At 42.6% G+C, this 18,136-nt stretch carries 17 protein-coding genes; 13 read left to right on the top strand and 4 right to left on the bottom strand.

Annotated features, from left to right (window positions below):
- Nucleotides 1-78: 78 nt before the first annotated feature.
- Both AC2A4J_RS09920 and AC2A4J_RS09915 read left to right on the top strand, forming a co-directional pair.
- Nucleotides 79-321, top strand: a complete 243-nt coding sequence (locus tag AC2A4J_RS09920) for a YkgJ family cysteine cluster protein (protein ID WP_484176081.1) — start codon at nt 79-81, stop codon at nt 319-321.
- Complete coding sequence (locus AC2A4J_RS09915; protein ID WP_255828863.1) at nt 318-1,988, top strand: L,D-transpeptidase family protein; 1,671 nt, start codon at nt 318-320, stop codon at nt 1,986-1,988. Before AC2A4J_RS09920 ends, AC2A4J_RS09915 begins: the two co-directional genes overlap by 4 nt.
- 95 nt (nt 1,989-2,083) lie before the next feature.
- On the opposite strand, the gene rlmM is transcribed toward AC2A4J_RS09915, so the two are convergent.
- From rlmM to AC2A4J_RS09900, 3 genes are all read right to left on the bottom strand, one after another.
- Nucleotides 2,084-3,136, bottom strand: coding sequence for a 23S rRNA (cytidine(2498)-2'-O)-methyltransferase RlmM (gene rlmM / locus AC2A4J_RS09910; protein WP_484175881.1), 1,053 nt, complete (start codon nt 3,134-3,136; stop codon nt 2,084-2,086).
- A gap of 46 nt (nt 3,137-3,182) precedes the next feature.
- Nucleotides 3,183-3,854, bottom strand: a complete 672-nt coding sequence (locus AC2A4J_RS09905; RefSeq protein ID WP_484175880.1) for a TIGR01621 family pseudouridine synthase — start codon at nt 3,852-3,854, stop codon at nt 3,183-3,185.
- Nucleotides 3,855-3,956: 102 nt separating this feature from the next.
- Nucleotides 3,957-5,045 (bottom strand): GGDEF domain-containing protein, encoded by a 1,089-nt coding sequence (locus AC2A4J_RS09900; RefSeq protein WP_484175879.1) that lies wholly within the window; start codon nt 5,043-5,045, stop codon nt 3,957-3,959.
- A gap of 484 nt (nt 5,046-5,529) precedes the next feature.
- Between AC2A4J_RS09900 and AC2A4J_RS09895 the strand changes: the two genes are divergently transcribed.
- The 10 genes from AC2A4J_RS09895 to AC2A4J_RS09850 all read left to right on the top strand — a co-directional run bounded on the left by AC2A4J_RS09895 (nt 5,530) and on the right by AC2A4J_RS09850 (nt 15,216).
- Complete coding sequence (locus tag AC2A4J_RS09895; RefSeq protein ID WP_484175878.1) at nt 5,530-7,092, top strand: ABC transporter ATP-binding protein; 1,563 nt, start codon at nt 5,530-5,532, stop codon at nt 7,090-7,092.
- On the top strand, nt 7,089-8,156 hold the full coding sequence (locus AC2A4J_RS09890) for an ABC transporter permease (RefSeq protein WP_484175877.1): 1,068 nt from the start codon (nt 7,089-7,091) through the stop codon (nt 8,154-8,156). Before AC2A4J_RS09895 ends, AC2A4J_RS09890 begins: the two co-directional genes overlap by 4 nt.
- Before the next feature lie 9 nt (nt 8,157-8,165).
- Nucleotides 8,166-9,098: an ABC transporter permease gene (locus AC2A4J_RS09885; protein WP_255828857.1), complete on the top strand. Its 933-nt coding sequence runs from the start codon at nt 8,166-8,168 to the stop codon at nt 9,096-9,098.
- A 62-nt stretch (nt 9,099-9,160) separates the two neighbouring features.
- A complete protein-coding gene (locus AC2A4J_RS09880) occupies nt 9,161-10,228 on the top strand; it encodes a BMP family ABC transporter substrate-binding protein (protein WP_255828856.1) in 1,068 nt (355 codons plus the stop codon).
- 153 nt (nt 10,229-10,381) lie between these two features.
- Nucleotides 10,382-11,389 (top strand): adenosine deaminase, encoded by a 1,008-nt coding sequence (locus AC2A4J_RS09875; protein ID WP_484175876.1) that lies wholly within the window; start codon nt 10,382-10,384, stop codon nt 11,387-11,389.
- A 106-nt stretch (nt 11,390-11,495) separates the two neighbouring features.
- Nucleotides 11,496-11,864: a DUF2750 domain-containing protein gene (locus AC2A4J_RS09870; RefSeq protein ID WP_255828854.1), complete on the top strand. Its 369-nt coding sequence runs from the start codon at nt 11,496-11,498 to the stop codon at nt 11,862-11,864.
- Between the two features lie 109 nt (nt 11,865-11,973).
- Nucleotides 11,974-12,387, top strand: coding sequence for a DUF2946 domain-containing protein (locus tag AC2A4J_RS09865; protein ID WP_484176080.1), 414 nt, complete (start codon nt 11,974-11,976; stop codon nt 12,385-12,387).
- Nucleotides 12,388-12,530: 143 nt separating this feature from the next.
- A complete protein-coding gene (locus tag AC2A4J_RS09860) occupies nt 12,531-13,922 on the top strand; it encodes a PepSY-associated TM helix domain-containing protein (RefSeq protein WP_484175875.1) in 1,392 nt (463 codons plus the stop codon).
- A gap of 156 nt (nt 13,923-14,078) precedes the next feature.
- Complete coding sequence (locus tag AC2A4J_RS09855; RefSeq protein ID WP_255828852.1) at nt 14,079-15,053, top strand: class I SAM-dependent methyltransferase; 975 nt, start codon at nt 14,079-14,081, stop codon at nt 15,051-15,053.
- On the top strand, nt 15,046-15,216 hold the full coding sequence (locus tag AC2A4J_RS09850) for a hypothetical protein (protein ID WP_255828851.1): 171 nt from the start codon (nt 15,046-15,048) through the stop codon (nt 15,214-15,216). Before AC2A4J_RS09855 ends, AC2A4J_RS09850 begins: the two co-directional genes overlap by 8 nt.
- A 58-nt stretch (nt 15,217-15,274) precedes the next feature.
- Here AC2A4J_RS09850 and AC2A4J_RS09845 read toward each other — a convergent pair whose 3' ends face one another.
- Nucleotides 15,275-16,174 carry a DMT family transporter gene (locus tag AC2A4J_RS09845; RefSeq protein WP_484175874.1) on the bottom strand — a complete coding sequence of 300 codons (900 nt, stop codon included), beginning with the start codon at nt 16,172-16,174 and terminating at the stop codon, nt 15,275-15,277.
- 308 nt (nt 16,175-16,482) lie between these two features.
- On the opposite strand from AC2A4J_RS09845, the gene AC2A4J_RS09840 reads away from it, so the two are divergent.
- Nucleotides 16,483-17,997: an alanine/glycine:cation symporter family protein gene (locus AC2A4J_RS09840; RefSeq protein WP_255828848.1), complete on the top strand. Its 1,515-nt coding sequence runs from the start codon at nt 16,483-16,485 to the stop codon at nt 17,995-17,997.
- The last annotated feature ends 139 nt before the right edge of the window (nt 17,998-18,136 follow it).

Here is an 18,136-nt window from a genome sequence, read left to right as displayed (position 1 = left end):
TACATTCAATCATTTTAAGCAAGGCTACCAATTATGCAATGTCGGTCAGGTTGTGGTGCATGTTGCACAGCACCTTCCATTACCTCCCCCATCCCAGGCATGCCTAATGGAAAGGCGGCCGGGGAGCCTTGCATACAACTACTAGAAGACTACCGTTGCGCTATATTTGGCGACCCTGCGAGACCAATTGTATGCGCAGATTTTACGGCTGAAGAATATATTTGCGGCAATAATAGAGAAGAAGCCATCAATATATTATCCCATCTTGAAGTTGCTACAAGCCCAATAAATACCCGTTCATTAAAAAGGAAATATCAATGACATCTGCGAAAAAACTACTCCCGCTACTTTGTGTCAGCTTGATACTCAGCGCTTGCTCTTCATCTGGCTCAAACAAACAGTTTGTTGTCGTACCGCCAAGCGAATCACAAATAGAAAGTAGTGTAAAAGATCAGGTGTCACTAACTCTAAACGCCTTTACTCCAGTTGCTGGACAAGCTCTCCCCAATCAGAGCGTTCTTGAAGCCTACCAAAATCGTGACTATGACCCTATATGGATAAAAGACAAAAAAATAAACATGTCTATATACAAACTGGTCGACATACTCGAACAGTCTTATACTCACGGACTTAATCCGATTCACTACCACGCAAACATTATCAAAGAATACCTAGCTCTAAAACAGCCAACACCTCAACAGCTTGCCGAAATGGATGTTATAGCAACGATCGCTTTAACCAGTTACGCACATGACTTAAGTAATGGCCGCTACGAACCATTGTTAATTGACCCTAATTGGCAGCTAGATGCCCCAAACAACAATTGGAAAGACCTGTTGTATATTGACTCGGCAACAAACATGGTTAATTCATTACCATTATTAGCTCCTCGAAGCCCTCAATACCAAGTTTTACAAAAGTGGCTAGTGTATTACCAAGATTTAGCTGAAAAAGAAAAAGACATTTTTGTTAGCGCCGGCGTTCCGCTATCCGCAGGCGATGAGGGCCCACGAGTAGCACAACTCAGAGCAAGATTAGTTCAACTCGGGGACATTCGCTTTTCAACTCGAAAAGTAAATGAAGAGCAATTTGATATACGCCTTAAAGATGCCCTAATGCGCTTTCAACAACGCCATCATATTACCGCTGATGGTGCTGCCGGCTCTAAAACGATCGAAATGCTCAATGTTCCACTAAAAACCCGCGCAAAACAAATCGCTTACAACTTAGAAAGATGGCGCTGGCTACCAAGCGAACTGGAAGCAAACCGCATCTGGGTTGATCTCACCAATTATACGGTCAATATGCACTTAAATGGCGAGCTCACCTCTATGAAAGCGGTTATCGGCAAGCCAGATAGAAAAACACCGGTATTCAAAGGCCTGATGACATATATGGTCACCAATCCAACTTGGCGTGTACCGCACCGCATCGCTAGAGAGAACCTACTCCCTAAACTACAGGTAGATCCAAATTATTTGGTTAAACATGGCTACAAGCTTTACTCAAGCTGGAGCATTGGCGCAAAAGAGCTTGATTCTACCAAAATCAACTGGAAAGAAATCCGCGAAGACAAGCTAGCCTATCGCTTCGAGCAAGAACCTGATGAGGGTAACGCACTTGGGCAGTACAAATTTATGTTTCCAAACAAAAACGAAATTTATTTGCATGACACACCGTCAAAACATCTATTTCGAGAGGAAGACAGAGCCTTTAGCTCTGGCTGTGTACGACTAGAAAACCCAGCGGAGTTTGCAAGAGAAATAACTAAAGGCAGCAAACAATTTAATGATATGAACCGCTCACTTAAAACAGGAAGCAATACGGTAATCACCCTACCAACTTATATCCCTGTTTATTTGGTTTACTTCACGGTGGTGCCAAATGCAAATGGCATGCTGGAATTCCGTAACGACATCTACGATCGAGACACTCTTATGGAAGAAGCAATGGGATATTCAGCCTTTAGCTATAGAGATTCAATCTAAGCCAAAATACAATTCCCCCTTAGAATCAGCACATAAAAAAACCCGATAAACTTTGTTTATCGGGTTTTTTAAGCAATAAAGAATAGACCCGTTCGTTATTTAACCATGATACAAACAGTCACTTCTTCTCTGTCATGATATAGATGCTTTACTTGATACTGATAACTCACACCTGCTTTTCTCAATAAATCTTCAATCGACTGCAAGCACAGAGCAACTTCTTGATAGCGCTTTTTCATTGGTAGCTTTAAATTAAAAATAGCCCTTCTTGTCCAGCCACTTGCTAGCCATTTAGCCATCAACTCCGCCACTTTGATTGGACGCTCAACCATATCGCATACCAACCAATCTACAGTATAAGGCGGCTCGTATTTAAAACCATCTGCCTTTTCATGCTCAACCAAACCTGTAGACATCAACTCTTTTTGCATTGGCCCATTATCGATTGCGATAACATGAATACCTTTTTTAACAAATTGATAAGTCCAACCGCCGGGCGCCGCCCCTAAATCAACAGCTGTCATTCCTTCAGTCAAATCTGCTTCAAGTGTACGCTCAGGTACAAACTGTAAAAAAGCCTCCTCAAGCTTAAGTGTTGATCGGCTCGGACCTGCGGCCGGAAAGCGCAGACGACGAATCCCCATAGGAAATTCACTACGGCAGGCAGCATAAGACACACCCAAATAGGCTGCCTCGCCATCCAGCATAAAAACATGATGACGAACTCCCACCGCTTTATTACGCAATACACCCGATCTTTTCCAACCCTCTCGCAAAGGCTTGTCCAGTTTTTTTATCAGCCCAGAAAGAGCCTTAGCTTCATTTGTATCGGCCGTTTCAATCCAAATTTCTTCTGCTAATGGCAATTCCCTAGCCGCCTCGAGCAAAGACTCTACTCGACCGCCTTGCTCCAATTCAATAACATCATTAACAGCAATAATCTGACGAGCAAAAATCAGGCGATTAAAATTCAACTGCTGAATTAATGTTTCACCAGCATCCGATTGATCAAGGTTATACACAATGTAACCTGCATCAGGAACGACCTTAGCGTAACCATAAAAACCTTTACTACTCGCCACTTCTGACAATTCCGCCGCACAATCTTTTTCGAAACCCTGACGACAGTAAACCAAAACATTTTTCATTCAAATTCCTTCTCAACCAGAACAATCGTCTGCTGAGCTATATTAATTACTTTTTAGCAGGCCATTTCAATATCGATTCATCAAATTGAGTTGCCACAAATTCAGACAACTCAGATGAAAAGTGCTGCCCATACGTAGGAAAGCTGAGATACTGCTTCATCTCACCTTGCCAATTAAACTGCAAAGAGTAAGCATGCAAATACCCTCTGTCAGCCTCTTCTCCGCTGTACCTAAGATCTCCTAAAATAGGCGACCCTAAACTCTTCAAAGCGACACGAATTTGGTGTGTTTTGCCTGTTAAAGGCCTAACAAAAAACACTCTAAAACCTTGAAAATAATTAGAAAAAAACTGCGTAACAGCTAAATTCTCTTTGTCTTGGGTAAGTTTCCACTGACCTCTTCTACTAGGTGCCATTCCACCCGCTATTGTACCTTGCTTCTTTTTCGGTTTTTTAGAAGACAATGCCAAGTAACGCTTTTCCATTTCATGGTTTTCGAAAATAACCCCAAACTTAGCCGCTGCAACTGCATTACAAGCAACAACCAATAAACCCGACGTCATTTTATCCAAACGATGAACAGGATAAAAAGTATGATCTGGATAAGAAGCCGCGAGCGACTGCATCACCCCCACCCCCTCAGACTCGGCATGAAAGCTCATACCAGCAGGCTTTTCAACAACCCAGTAATCTACAGAACGAAATAATATCTGGAGCAAACAAACCTCATCACGAAAAATAAAGAAAAAATGGATTAGCCAACAAGTTTATCCACAGAGAAAGTGGACAACTCATATGTCAATACAGAGAAGTAAATATATTTAATTTTGATAGTCAGATTGCACAGAAAGTCGATTTCGGCCATTACGCTTCGCTGCATACAAGCCTCTATCTGCTTGCGCTAAAATTTCCTCATATCGCGAAACAGTAGGCGCAATAGAAGCCAAACCGATACTAATAGTAACGGGAATAACAATGCCGTGTTCTGTTTCTATCAGCAAATCCTCAACAGACTGCCTCATGTGCTCCATAACAACTTCCGCTTCTTTTAAAGTAGTATTGGGCATAATGACTATAAACTCTTCACCACCATAACGACCGATTTCATCCTGAGGGCGAATAACAGACGCCATAGTCGCCGAGACGTTAGACAGTACTAAATCCCCAGCCTCATGACCAAATGTGTCATTAATCTTTTTGAAATGGTCCAAGTCTACGATCGAAAAAACACATGACTCTCTATTAATAACCGAATCCGCAAAAATATTAACCGCATCAGCTAATACTTTTCTTCGGTTCGACAGCCCTGTTAACTCATCTCTTTCTGCTAGTGTTCGTAAATGCGCATTAACTGATTTTAACCGGCTCATCACCAAATTAATGACCATGGCAAAATTAAACGAGAGAGCAAAAAACACAAAAATGATGACCACGCTTTGATCAAAAGTCGTTAAATACAATCCTCTGGTATTTAGAAGCTCACACAATAGGAACAAAGCAATAGAAATACCAACCACCCAGCATTTGATGAAACGCTGATCAGCCCTAAAAACCACAAAGGAATAGGCAATCACATTGACAAAGAACCAATGAAAGCCACTTTCAGTACCAAAGTAAAATAAGCTAAGAATAGATATTTGAGAAATTTTAAGAAAAGGCATTAATAGTTGAGCACGAGAAAAGTGCCCAATATAATTGTAACGTAGGCCAACAATACCTATTAATAGGCCAATCAATGAAAAAATAGCAACCGAAGACATCTGACGAAACGAGAACACCACAAGCATCAACAAACAACTTGCACAGAACATCATATAAGAGAAATTCACTACATGCTTCTGATTGAGATCATTTCCAAACTCATCATCAAAGCCAATATTCAGTAGCTTATTTATGGTTTTTTTCATCATTGAAAACACAATACCCTGCACTTATTGTCTGCACTAAAAATAATCAAGCTTGAATCGCTATATTTCCCATAAAAACAGGGCTTCTAGAATGCGGAGGCTAAACGCAATATACTACAGAATATCAACTTCATTTCCTAGAAATTCAAACAAGGAAATAGCTCACTAAATACCGCTAACAAATAATGTACCCTTAAAAACTATTTTCAGATAAAGACAATCACTCTAAATTTACTTACTCTAGACCACCACGTTATATCAGTTCATTGGCATGAATATTGATAAACAAATCCATTATATCTAGAAGACAATCATTTTTTAACTGATCGGTCAAAAACACCCAAAACACACTGCATTTACGCACAAAAATGAAGCACAACCAAACCCAAAATAGTGCAAAACGGTCGTGTGAGAGTCAAAACTTACAGTACAAAATGACAAAGCAGTGATTCGCTAATCAAACCTACAAAAATAAGGTGCCAGAACATTGAAAAAACACAATTTGGTATCACGCCTCGAACTGGCAAACATCACCAAACAGTATCCAGGCTGTCTTGCCAACGACAACATCAGCCTTACATTGATGCCTGGAGAGATTCACGCGCTACTAGGAGAAAATGGCGCAGGAAAAAGCACCTTAGTTAAAACTATTTATGGTGTTGTCGCCCCAGACAAAGGGGATATTATTTGGAATGGTAAAGAAGTCTCTATCAAGTCACCTTCCATTGCCCGTGACCTAGGTATTGGCATGGTATTCCAACACTTCTCATTATTCGAAACATTAACAGTTAGTCAAAACATTGAATTATGTTTGAGCAAAACACAATTAAATGAAATCGGAGATTTAGCAGAAAGAATTACTCAGCTCTCTGCAGAATACGGTTTAAACGTCCAGCCTAGCCGATACGTTCATTCGCTTTCTATTGGCGAAAGACAACGTGTTGAAATCATGCGCTGCCTTGTTCAATCCGTGAAACTGCTAATTTTAGATGAACCCACCTCCGTTCTAACACCCCAAGAAGTGTCAGGGTTATTTGCCGTTCTACGCACACTTTCGAACGAAGGCTGCAGTATTTTATTCATCAGCCACAAACTTCACGAAGTCACTGAAATTTGCCATAAAGCGACCATTTTACGTGGTGGCAAAGTCGTTGATACCTGCGTACCGAATAACGAGACGCCTGCCTCAATTGCAAAAATGATGGTTGGCGACCTCGCCGAACAAGATGCTGGCTATGTAAAAAGAGAAGGAACACAGCAAATATTCCATGTTCAGAATTTGTCACTTCCAGCTAAACAGCCTTTTGGCACTTCATTAAAGAATATTAATTTTGAATTAAAATCTGGTGAAATACTCGGCATTGCGGGTGTTGCTGGCAATGGTCAAGACGAATTGATGGCTATAATCAGCGGCGAAGATGAACGTAATGTAAAAAACAGTCTATCACTCGACAATTTAAATATTGGTCATTTGCATGCTGGAGAGCGACGTAAACTAGGTATGGCCTACGTACCCGAAGAACGCCTAGGTCGAGGCGCAGTTCCGGACATGAGCCTAACTGAAAATACCCTTTTAACGCACAGTGAAGGCTTTATTAAAAACGGCCTAGTCGATTGGCAGAGCATAAAAGATTACACCAGCGAGCTGATCGCCAAATATAAAGTGAAATGCCACGGTGAATTTTCCGAAGCAAAAAGCTTAAGTGGTGGTAATTTACAAAAATTCATTATGGGGCGCGAAATTGGGCAGAACCCTAAAGTGCTTATCTGCGCTCACCCTACTTGGGGAGTCGACGTTGGAGCAGCTCTTGCCATTCACCAAGCTTTATTGGAACTTCGCGACCAAGGCGCTGCCATTTTACTTATCTCGGAAGACATTGATGAGCTATTTTTATTAGCTGATCGTATGGCGGCCGTTTGCGACGGCTATTTATCCCCAGTTGTTAAAACTGGAACAACTAATATAGATCAAATAGGACAATGGATGGCAGGCACTTTTATAAATAATGCGTCAGCCTCTAACGCACAAGCACAAGAGGCAAAAGCATGATCCGTATCCAAGCCCGTACTGAGCCAAGCTCACTCATGAAAGTCGCCTCGCCATTGCTAGCCATTGCATTAACGTTAATTTTCGGCAGCATTCTCTTTTCTGCTATAGGCAAATCGCCGTCACAGGCATTGCATGTACTGTTAATTGCACCATTAGCAGACAGCTACAACATTGGAGAAATGTTTGTCAAAATGGGGCCTCTACTACTCTGCGCTGTTGGATTATCTTTGTGTTACCGAGCCAATATGTGGAATATTGGTGCAGAAGGACAACTACTAGCAGGCGCCCTAGGTGGGTCAGCAATGGCACTTTACTTTGTTGATTCAGAATCAGCGTTCGCCCTGCCTATCACATTATTAGCCGGCATTGCGTCTGGCATGATTTGGGCAGCCGTTCCTACCTTCTTAAAATTACGATTTAACTCGAACCTCATTTTAACCACCATCATGTTTAACTATATCGCCCTATATCTGCTGATTTGGGCTGTGCATGGACCTTTGCGTGACCCTCAAGGTTTTGGTTTTCCAGAGTCGGCAATGTTTGCAGATTCCACATTATTGCCAACTCTATTTGAAAGCAGCCGAATCCATCTTGGTATTGTATTCGCGATTATCTCGGCTTTTATTGCTTGGTTTATTCTAAGTAAATCCCATCTTGGCTTTCAGGTTCGTGTTTTTGGCGCCGATGAACCAGCAGCAAGGTATGCAGGTTTCAGTAGCAAAAAACTCAGCTGGTTTGTCATGCTGTTTGCGGGGGCACTCGCAGGCTTAGCTGGCGTCAGCGAAACAACAGGACCAATAGGACAGCTTGTACCCAATGTGTCTCCAGGTTATGGCTATTCAGCCATCATTGTGGCGTATTTAGGGCGTTTGCATCCACTTGGAGCAATTATTGCCGCCATGTTTATGGCAGTGCTTTATATGGGCGGAGACCTAGCCCAAATTGAAATGGGCATTCCCGTTGCCGTAGTCAGTATGTTTCAAGGCGTTTTATTGTTCTTTCTTTTGGCTTGCGATTTTTTCATTAACAATCGCCTCGCCTTTTCTAATCAAGCGACAAACTAGGAGCCTATTTTGGACTCAGATCTAATCGTACAAATATTGTTTGCCGCTGTTAAAACCGGCACACCTCTTCTTTTTATTGCCTTAGGCGAAGTCATTTGTGAAAAATCCGGCGTACTCAACCTTGGCCAGGAAGGCATGATGCTAATGGGCGCTGTAGTTGGCTTCCTAGCGGCTTACGGCACTGGAAGCGCTGGTTTAGGCGTACTTTCCGCTATGCTAATGGGTTGCGTAATGAGCTTAATCTTTGCGGTTCTTGTTCTTCATCTTGGTGCAAATCAAGTAGCCACAGGGCTTGCCTTAACCATATTCGGCACAGGGTTGAGCGCCTTTATTGGCTCAGGCGTGGTTGGTCAGACAATTCAAGGATTCCAGCCTATTGCCGTGCCATTACTGTCTGACATTCCCTATCTGGGCAAAATTTTATTTAGTCATGACATCTTGGTATACGCCTCTTTTACGATGACCTTTGTGCTCATGTTTGTGGTGAACAAAACCCGAATTGGACTAACCCTTAAAGCGGTTGGAGAAAACCCACACGCAGCCAATGCCATTGGCATAAAAGTGCTAAGAGTCCGCTATCTAGCCGTTATGTTTGGTGGTGTGATGGCAGGTATTTCTGGCGCTTACATGTCCTTGGTTTATACCCCAATGTGGGTTGAAAATATGACGGCTGGACGGGGCTGGATTGCACTCGCCCTGGTTGTTTTCGCTTCGTGGCGCGTTGGTCGAATTATGCTAGGTGCCTATCTATTTGGCTTGGCAAGCATTATGCATTTGGTACTTCAAGGCTTGGGATGGTCAATTTCGCCGAACCTATTGGCCATGTTGCCATATGTCGCCACCGTCGTGGTCATGGTGATTATAAGCGCAGATAAATTTAAAGAGAAATTACTGGCCCCTAGGTCATTAGGAAAGCCTTTTGATCCAAGACAAATGGCCTGATCTTAAATAATAATTTAAACACTACATAAAACGCCCCTACACGGGCACAAAAGGAGCAAACAATGAAACTGAAAAGTTTATTAGTAAGTCTTGGGCTTTTAGCTGGAGCAAGTTTTGTCCAAGCTGAAGAGCCACTCAAAGTCGGTTTTGTCTATGTTGGCCCAGTGGGCGATTTAGGCTGGAGTTATGAGCATGATAGAGGTCGTAAAGGCATAGAAGAATATTTTGGTGATAAGGTAAAAACCACTTACGTTGAAAACGTGCCTGAAGGCGCGGATGCTGAACGAGTGATCACTCAACTAGCCAAAGCCGGTAACGACCTTATTTTTACTACTTCTTTTGGTTTCATGAACCCAACAGTAAAAGTGGCAAAACGCTTCCCTAACGTGAAGTTTGAGCATGCTACTGGCTACAAACTGTCTAAAAACTTAGGCACTTATGTACTTCGTACCTACGAAGGTCGTTATATCTCAGGCGTCGCTGCAGGCATGATGACCAAAACCAATACCATTGGTTATATTGGTTCATTCCCGATTCCAGAAGTTATCCGAGACATCAATGCTGCTTACATGGGCGCAAAAAGCGTTAACCCAGATGTAAAAATGAAAATTGTTTGGGCGAATACTTGGTATGATCCAGGTAAAGAAACCGATGCAGCAAACGCGCTAATGGACCAAGGTGTTGATGTTATGCTGCAGCATACAGACAGCCCGGCTCCGCTGATTGCGGCTGAAAAACGCGGTTTACGCGCTATTGGTCAGGCGTCAGATCAAAGTAAATTTGCGCCAAATGCGCACATTTTCTCTGTTCGTGATGACTGGGCACCTTACTATATCAAACGAGTACAAGCCGTAATGGATGGCAAATGGGACTCTAAGGACTTCTGGGGCGGCTTCCATGAAGATATGCTGTCTCTAGCGTCTATTAACCCAAACCTCCCTAAAGATGTGCGTACAAAGATTGATGCCACTCTAGCTTCTATTAAGTCTGGCGAATTCAAACCATTCACAGGCCCTATTAAAGATAACAAAGGCAATATCGCTGTCCCAGCCAACCACTCACTAACAGATCAAGAACTTGCTCAAGTTAATTGGTATGTGGAAGGCATTACCGACGAAATTCCTCGTTAAGTCCTACCATGCTTATATACAGCCAGCGCCGCTGGCTGTATATTCTGCCGTTTTTTCTAATCACTATTCTTAAACACAGCCAACCATTCTTTTTCATCCTCGGTTTTATCGCTATATTTAAGAATCAAAGGCAAAGCAACGAAAGGTAACCCCATGGAAACACTAATCGAACTATCAAAGAAAATGCCCAAAACAGAACTTCATCTACATATTGAAGGCACCTTTGAGCCAGAGCAGATGTTTGCCATAGCCCAACGTAATCAGGTTGAATTGAAATACAGTACGGTAGACGCGTTGAAAGCGGCCTATCAATTCAACAATCTACAAGATTTTCTAGACCTTTATTACCAAGGCATGTCTGTACTGCTTCATGAAGCCGACTTTTACGACCTTACCATGGCGTACTTAGAAAAAGTCCACAGCGAGAATGTCGTCCATGTAGAGATTTTTTTTGATCCTCAGGGTCATTTATCTCGTGGCGTAAGTTTTGAAGTGCAAATCAAAGGCATCTATAACGCCCTTCAAGATGCAGAGAAAAAATGGGGCATGACATCCCAGCTCATTATGTCTTTCCTACGACACCTGAGCGAAGAAAGTGCCTTTGAAACGCTTGAGTCAGCAAAATCCTATCTAAAATGGATTGACGGAATTGGGCTAGACAGCTCAGAAGTAGGACACCCACCAGAAAAATTCTTGCGCGTTTTTGAAGCCTGCAAAAACCTCGGCCTAAAAGTAACCGCCCATGCAGGCGAAGAAGGGCCGCCAGAATACGTTTGGCAAGCCATTGAGCAAATCGGTGTTGATCGAATTGATCATGGCAACAGAGCACTAGAAGACGACAAACTTATTGATACGATAAAAGAGCGCAATTTAACTCTAACAGTTTGCCCGCTTTCTAATTTAAAACTTTGCGTCGTTAATGACATGAAAAATCATCCTATCAGAAGCATGTTGAAACTTGGGCTAAACGCTACCGTCAATTCAGATGATCCAGCCTATTTCGGCGGTTACATGAATGATAACTACGCGTCACTTATTAATGACACAGGCATTAGCAAAGAAGAATTATTTCAACTCGCTAAAAATGGCATTATCGGCAGCTGGATGGAAGAACATCACAAAGAACAGCATTTAAAGCAATTAAATAGCCTATTTGCATAAAGCATTTTATCAACCACATTGATGACAATAAGTGTTTGAATTGGTCACTCTTTTTGGTCAATGTGGTAAGATGCCATTTTTTATATTACCTAACTGAGCCGCCCCCATGTCAAACACAATCCTTCTTGATGATACCTTCTACCGCTTACCTAGCAGCGAACGCTATGATCACGTTTTAAACCTCGTAAAGAAAGGCGCATCTGTATGGACGCTGGCTGACTCAGAAGGCTGTTTAATCATTGATCTTGGCAGCGATAAAGTACTACCAATTTGGCCTGCGCAAGCCCTAGCAACCGCTTGGGGCGAGAAAGATTATCAAGGATTTAACAGTTTAGAAATTAACGCTGCCGATTGGGCCGAGAAATGGCTTCCTGGTATGCAAGGTGATGGCTTCTCAGTTGGTGTGGCACCAAATCTTGCTGGCGAATGCATTGTTTCTTCTGCTGAAGAACATGCTGCTGACTTACAAAGCTAATCCAGAATCTTTGACTTAAGTTAAACACGCTTTGCACTTTCAAATAAAGACCCCTACTCAAAATGGTCGTCTATTAAAGAGCAATCCAAATAAACGCACGCAACTTGCTGTGTGCGTTTGCTTGTTTGCTGTTTTTCTTATTTATTTTGGCCCGCTGTTCTCGCAAGTAAGCAATGCACTTTCATCCCAACCAACCACGATGCAAATGTCGATGGAAAGTATGGATATGTCAGGGCACGACCATGCAAAAATGCTTTCCGAGCAAGCAAGCAACACACCGACAAGCTCAGCACACATTAGCCACCATGGTCATCACGGTCACGGTGAAAGCGCCAATCTCTTAGAGGCTTGTGGCTATTGCTCTCTGCTCTTCCACTTAAACTGGATCGATGCCAAAACTTTTGAGTTAATCCCCCTTAATCAAAGCCGTTACCCGAACATAGTAACGGTGACTATTTCGCACAAATACAATGTGCCCTTCACCTCCATTCTCCCCAGAGCACCACCCGTCACTCTCGTTTAAATAGAACAAATAAGTACGACGCGGGCATCTCTGATTCTCCACGGATCAGGTACTTTTGCGTGCGTCATTTATGATGATAGAAAAGTGAGTTTTTTTTACTCAGAGGCGTTGTTTTGCCCTTTTCTATAAGACGAGAAATTACTATGTCAACAAAAACCAACAAGACTTCCGAGTCTTCATCAAATGCATTACTGCTGCTGATTACACGATTACACTTTTACATTGGCCTGTTTATTGGACCTTTCATCTTTGTTGCGGCCCTAACCGGCACCATCTATGTGATCACGCCACAACTTGAAAACGCCATCTACAAAGATGTATTAACAACACAAAGCGTGGGTGAGAATAAACCTCTTTCCCAGCAAATCGCAGCCGCAAAATCACAACTAACAAGCGACTTAACCTTATTCGCGGTTCGCCCTGCGCCAGAGCAAGGCGATACAACGCGTATCATGTTTCTTGACAAAGAAGCGGAACTAACAGGGGCAAGAGCCTTATTTATCGACCCTGTGACATTAGAAGTAAAAGGCAACCTGCCCGTTTATGGTACAAGTGGCGTATTACCACTTCGAACAACCTTAGACTTTATGCATCGCCAGCTACTTTTAGGGGAAGTGGGACGTTACTATAGTGAATTAGCAGCCTCTTGGCTTTGGATCGCAGCCCTTGGCGGACTCTTCTTATGGTACAAAGGTGGCAAGAAGAATAAGGCTGAATTTGCTAGCAGAACCAATCACCTGCGCAAGCGTCGTCGCCATTACCAAGTAGGGCTTTGTCTTTTTGTCGGTTTGATCTTTGTTTCTATCACTGGCTTAACTTGGTCAAAATGGGCTGGCGCTAATATTGGAACACTGCGCTCAAGCATTGGCTGGGTGACCCCATCCGTCGATAGAGAGATTGCTGGCAACAATCATAAAACAATGACATCTGCTGATCATGCCGACCATTTAGATCACGCAAGCCATCACGACATGACAGCGATGAAGCAACCTGCTGAAAAATTTGAAAATATTGACCTTCTATTTGATGGCGTTTTGAAAGCGGCAAGAGACGCTGGAATCGATGCCAACAAACTGGAAATAAAACCGTCCAGCACTAAAGATAAAGCTTGGCTTGTTCGAGAAATAGATCGCTCGTGGCCGACTCAAGTTGACAGTGTCGCTGTTGACGCAAGTACCATGACGGTGACCAGCCGTGCCGATTTTGCGACTTTTCCAATTGTAGCCAAGCTAATTCGCTGGGGAATTGATGCTCATATGGGCGTTCTGTTTGGCATAGCAAACCAAATAATACTAGCCATCTTTGGGCTATCTCTATGCTTTATGATCATCCTAGGCTACAAGATGTGGTGGATTCGTCGCCCACAAGCAGGTTCAACATCCAAACCTCTATTGCAAGCATGGTCGAAACTGTCTGCAGCCCAAAAAGCACTTACGCTCATTATCACCATCGCACTGGGCTTAAGCCTGCCTGTAATGGGCGTGAGTTTATTAGTATTCTTATTCATTGACGCACTTCGCTGGAAGCGCCAATAACAGCTCCACAAAAATCACCGAGCTTTACTTATAAGTTCGGTGATTCCTTCTATCCACCTCAATCTAAAAGCTTTATTCTTTCCGCTTTCTTCTGGCCTCTCGCCTAGTAATCAGTAAAATATGCGTCTCATTTAATTACCCTCAAAATGCTATTTTATGACCCCACAAGCTCTCACTATTTTAACTGATCACGTTTTTAATCAGCTAGCACTGCAACCAAATGGCGCCAAAAGGCTTTTTCATGGTCGAGGACGCCGCTTTCCTGACCTAGAGCAAATCACTGTGGATTGGCTAGAAGGGCAAATTCTCATATCTCTTTTTAAAGAACCCTCTTCCGACGAATTAGATAAATTAAATAATAAAATTATCAATTGGACGATTCAAACAAAATGGAGCGACTTCAATGTACAATCCATCCTACTCCAGCATCGGAGTCGAGAACGCAGCCCGACCGAATGCCTTTGGGGACATTATCAAGAGCAGCAAGTTGTTAACGAAGATGGGCTTCTATTCCAATTAGACCTTGGCAAAAACCAAAACTCTGGCCTTTTTTTAGACATGAGATACGGGCGACGCTGGGTAAAAGAAAACAGCCAAGACAAACGTGTACTCAATCTATTCGCTTACACCTGCGGTTTTTCAGTCGCCGCTTTAACTGGTGGAGCAGACTTTGTCGTGAACCTAGACATGGCCAAAGCCGTACTGAGTCGAGGACGAGAGAACCATCGCCTGAATCAACACGATTTAAACAGCGTTAAATTTTTTGCTCATGATATTTTCAAATCTTGGGGGAAAATTAAAAAATATGGCGAATATGACCTTATCATCATTGATCCACCAACCTTCCAACGGGGCAGCTTTGCTCTAACAAAAGACTATCAAAAAATATTACGACGCCTGCCCGAGTTACTGACAGAAAATGGACAAGTGCTTGCCTGTGTTAATGACCCAAGCATTCCTGCACAATTTTTAATTGATGGCATGCGCGAAGAAGCACCTACACTCGAGTTCCAATATCGACTGGATAATCCACCCGAATTTATGGATATTAATATCGAAAGCGGCCTGAAGGCCCTAATATTTACGAAAACACCTGATAACACAGCAAACGAAGGAAGCCAGCATGTCTAAAACAACCGTTACATTCGAATACGAAAAAGAAACCAAAAACAGCGTACGCTACCAAGAAATACCAGAGGAAGGAAAAGCCCCAATCATGGGAACGCTGTATGTACAAAAATGGTTTGCTGGCAGCAGTAAGACGCTAGAAGTAACGATTGAGAAGAAAGACTAATCTATCATATAGCTAGGTAGTAATAAGCCATTATTACTACCTTCATTGGTTATTTTTCTCACAAAATTGGTCGTTTAATAGGGAGCACATTACCTATTATTGTTCCTAGGCAAATACAGATCAAAGCAACCACCAATCCTGTTGTCACCTGCTCACCAAATAAAGGAATTGCAAGCGTACTAGCCAATAAAGGCACCATTGCCATCAGAGCCCCCATCTTGGTCGCTCCTAAAATATGTACTGCTTTTCCATAACAAACAAACTGAACGGCAATCGCCATTATGGCCTGATAAAAGGCCTGCAAGGCTATCATTTCACGTGGCACACCTTCAAAAGCGTGTGATAGCTGAGTCAGATAATAGGGCACAAACAACACCGTGGTTGCAGTAATAACGCCTAATGTTGCATGCCATGGTGCAAACTTCCACCGCCTTAATAATACGGTAAAGATTCCCCAAAAAAGACAGGCGAACACAAAACTAATATCACCTATCCAATAAGATGCACTTGATAACAAGGTTTCAAATAGCAATATGATAATACCTAAACTGCTAACACCAATACCCGCCCAAGCAAATCCTGAATGCCTCTCACCAGCTAAAAAATAGGCAAGTATGGCAATCATAATGGGCATCAACCCTGGCAATAACAGTGCGGCATGTGTCGCTGGAGCTGATTGAAAACCATTAAAAACAGAAAGTGAATAAGCCAAGCCACCTATTACACCTAACAGCATCATCCTCCACTGAAAAATAGTCTTACGCTGCATCCAGATAAAGGGGAAAAACACACAAAATGCCGTGCCGAAACGAACAATCATCATATCGGCTAAAGATAAGGAGGCCAGAGCACCAGCTCTTGAAATCAAAATAAAACCAGTCCAAACCAGAATAGAAATAGAAGCAAAAATGTACCCTTTCACCATAGATACTCGACTTAATGATGATTGATATTGCATGCTTATGAAGCCTTATAGTGAAAAAAAACAGTATATCGATGAACGCCACACAGAAATAGCCAAATGAAATGGCTTATAGAAAAATTAACTAAACCTGTTATAACCCTCCAAAACAGCTTTAACAAATAGATCTCATTTCTTTTTCATGCTAAATTTGCCCCACTACGGTGCACTTTTTATGCGCAATCTACCTTTCTTCAAAGAAATATTCCGCAAAGTAACGGTGATCTTCCCCACAATCGCTGCACTCTAGTAAAAACCATAACAACTAATAATGCTCTTAGAGCGAATCATATCGAGGTCTAATTATGCAAGAATTCATTGATTTCTTGAACGGAATCATTTGGAGCCCTGCCCTAATTTATTTGTGTTTAGGTGCTGGCTTGTTCTATTCAATACTGACGCGTTTTGCTCAGGTTCGTCATTTTAAAGAAATGTGCTCTCTGTTGTTCAACTCTAACGAATCAGACAAAGGCATTTCTTCTTTCCAAGCGCTAGCTGTTTCTCTTTCTGGTCGTGTTGGTACAGGTAACATTGCAGGCGTTGCCGCTGCCATTGGCTTTGGTGGACCAGGTGCCATTTTCTGGATGTGGGTTGTCGCTTTCTTAGGTGCTAGTACCGCTTATGCAGAGTCTACCTTAGGTCAGCTTTATAAAGTAAGCGAAGGTGGCCAATACCGCGGCGGTCCAGCGTATTACTTCGAGCGCTGTCTTGGCTGGCGTTGGCTGGGTGTTTTGTTTGCTTTGTCATCTATTCTTGCCTGTGGCGTTTTCTTACCAGGTATTCAAGCAAACTCCGTTGGTAATGCCGTAACGCAAATTTTTGGTGAAGGCGTTATTGTATCCAGTTCTTTTGGTGACGTTGGTTCAACTAAACTAGTTGCGCTAGCGGTTATCCTAGTCGTTTTGGCGTTCATCATCTTTGGTGGCATCAAGCGTATTGCAAACTTCACGCAAATCATCGTGCCATTCATGGCGCTTGGTTATATTGTGATGGCGTTGATCGTTGTTTTCCTAAACCTAGACAAAGTGCCTGGCATTTTCCACCTAATCTTCACTGATGCATTTACTGCACAAGCAGGATTTGGCGCAGCAATCGGTTGGGGCGTAAAACGTGGTGTTTACTCTAATGAGGCGGGTCAAGGTACAGGACCTCATGCAGCAGCTGCAGCAGAAGTTCAACACCCTGCACAACAAGGTCTTGTTCAAGCCTTCTCTGTATACGTAGATACTCTATTCATTTGTACAGCGACTGCGCTGATGATCTTGATCACGCAACAGTACAACGTACAGGGTTCTTTGGCTGATGGTCAATTCATTGTGCAAAACGTAGACCCTTCTACTATTATCGCATCCCCTGCCTTCACACAAATGGCATTGGCAAGCGTTTTTGGTCACACTGGTCCAATCTTTGTTGGTATCGCACTGTTCTTCTTCGCATTCACCACCATTTTGGCGTATTACTACATTGCAGAAACCAACGTTGCTTACCTACGTCGAGCATTAAACATTAACGTGTCATTAACCTTCGTGAAGCTGCTTATCATGTTCATGGTAGCTTACGGTACGGTTAACACCGCAGGTTACATCTGGAACCTAGGTGACGTTGGTGTAGGTTTAATGGCTTGGCTAAACATTGTAGGTATTATCACAATCTTCTTCATGGCAAAACCAACCATGAAAGCATTACGTGATTATGAAGACCAAAAAGCCGCTGGCGTAAAGGATTATACTTTTAACCCGAAAGCCCTTGGTATCAAAGGCGCTGAGTTCTGGGAAAAACGTTACGACAAGCAACAAGCTGAAAAAGCAGCGGATAAATAACCAAAGCTTCACTCAGTAGAATACGCTGATATAAAAAGGGTTAGTCGAAACGACTAACCCTTTTTTCTTTTGCCAAATCACTACCTTTTTTATCCAAAAATACTCCCTACTTTCTAAAACACCTGACAATTCAATGTAA

It is taken from the genome of Marinomonas sp. ATLA20 (assembly GCF_057180105.1).
Note: the sequence above shows the minus strand (reverse complement) of the source record. Positions and strands in the feature narration are given on the sequence as shown.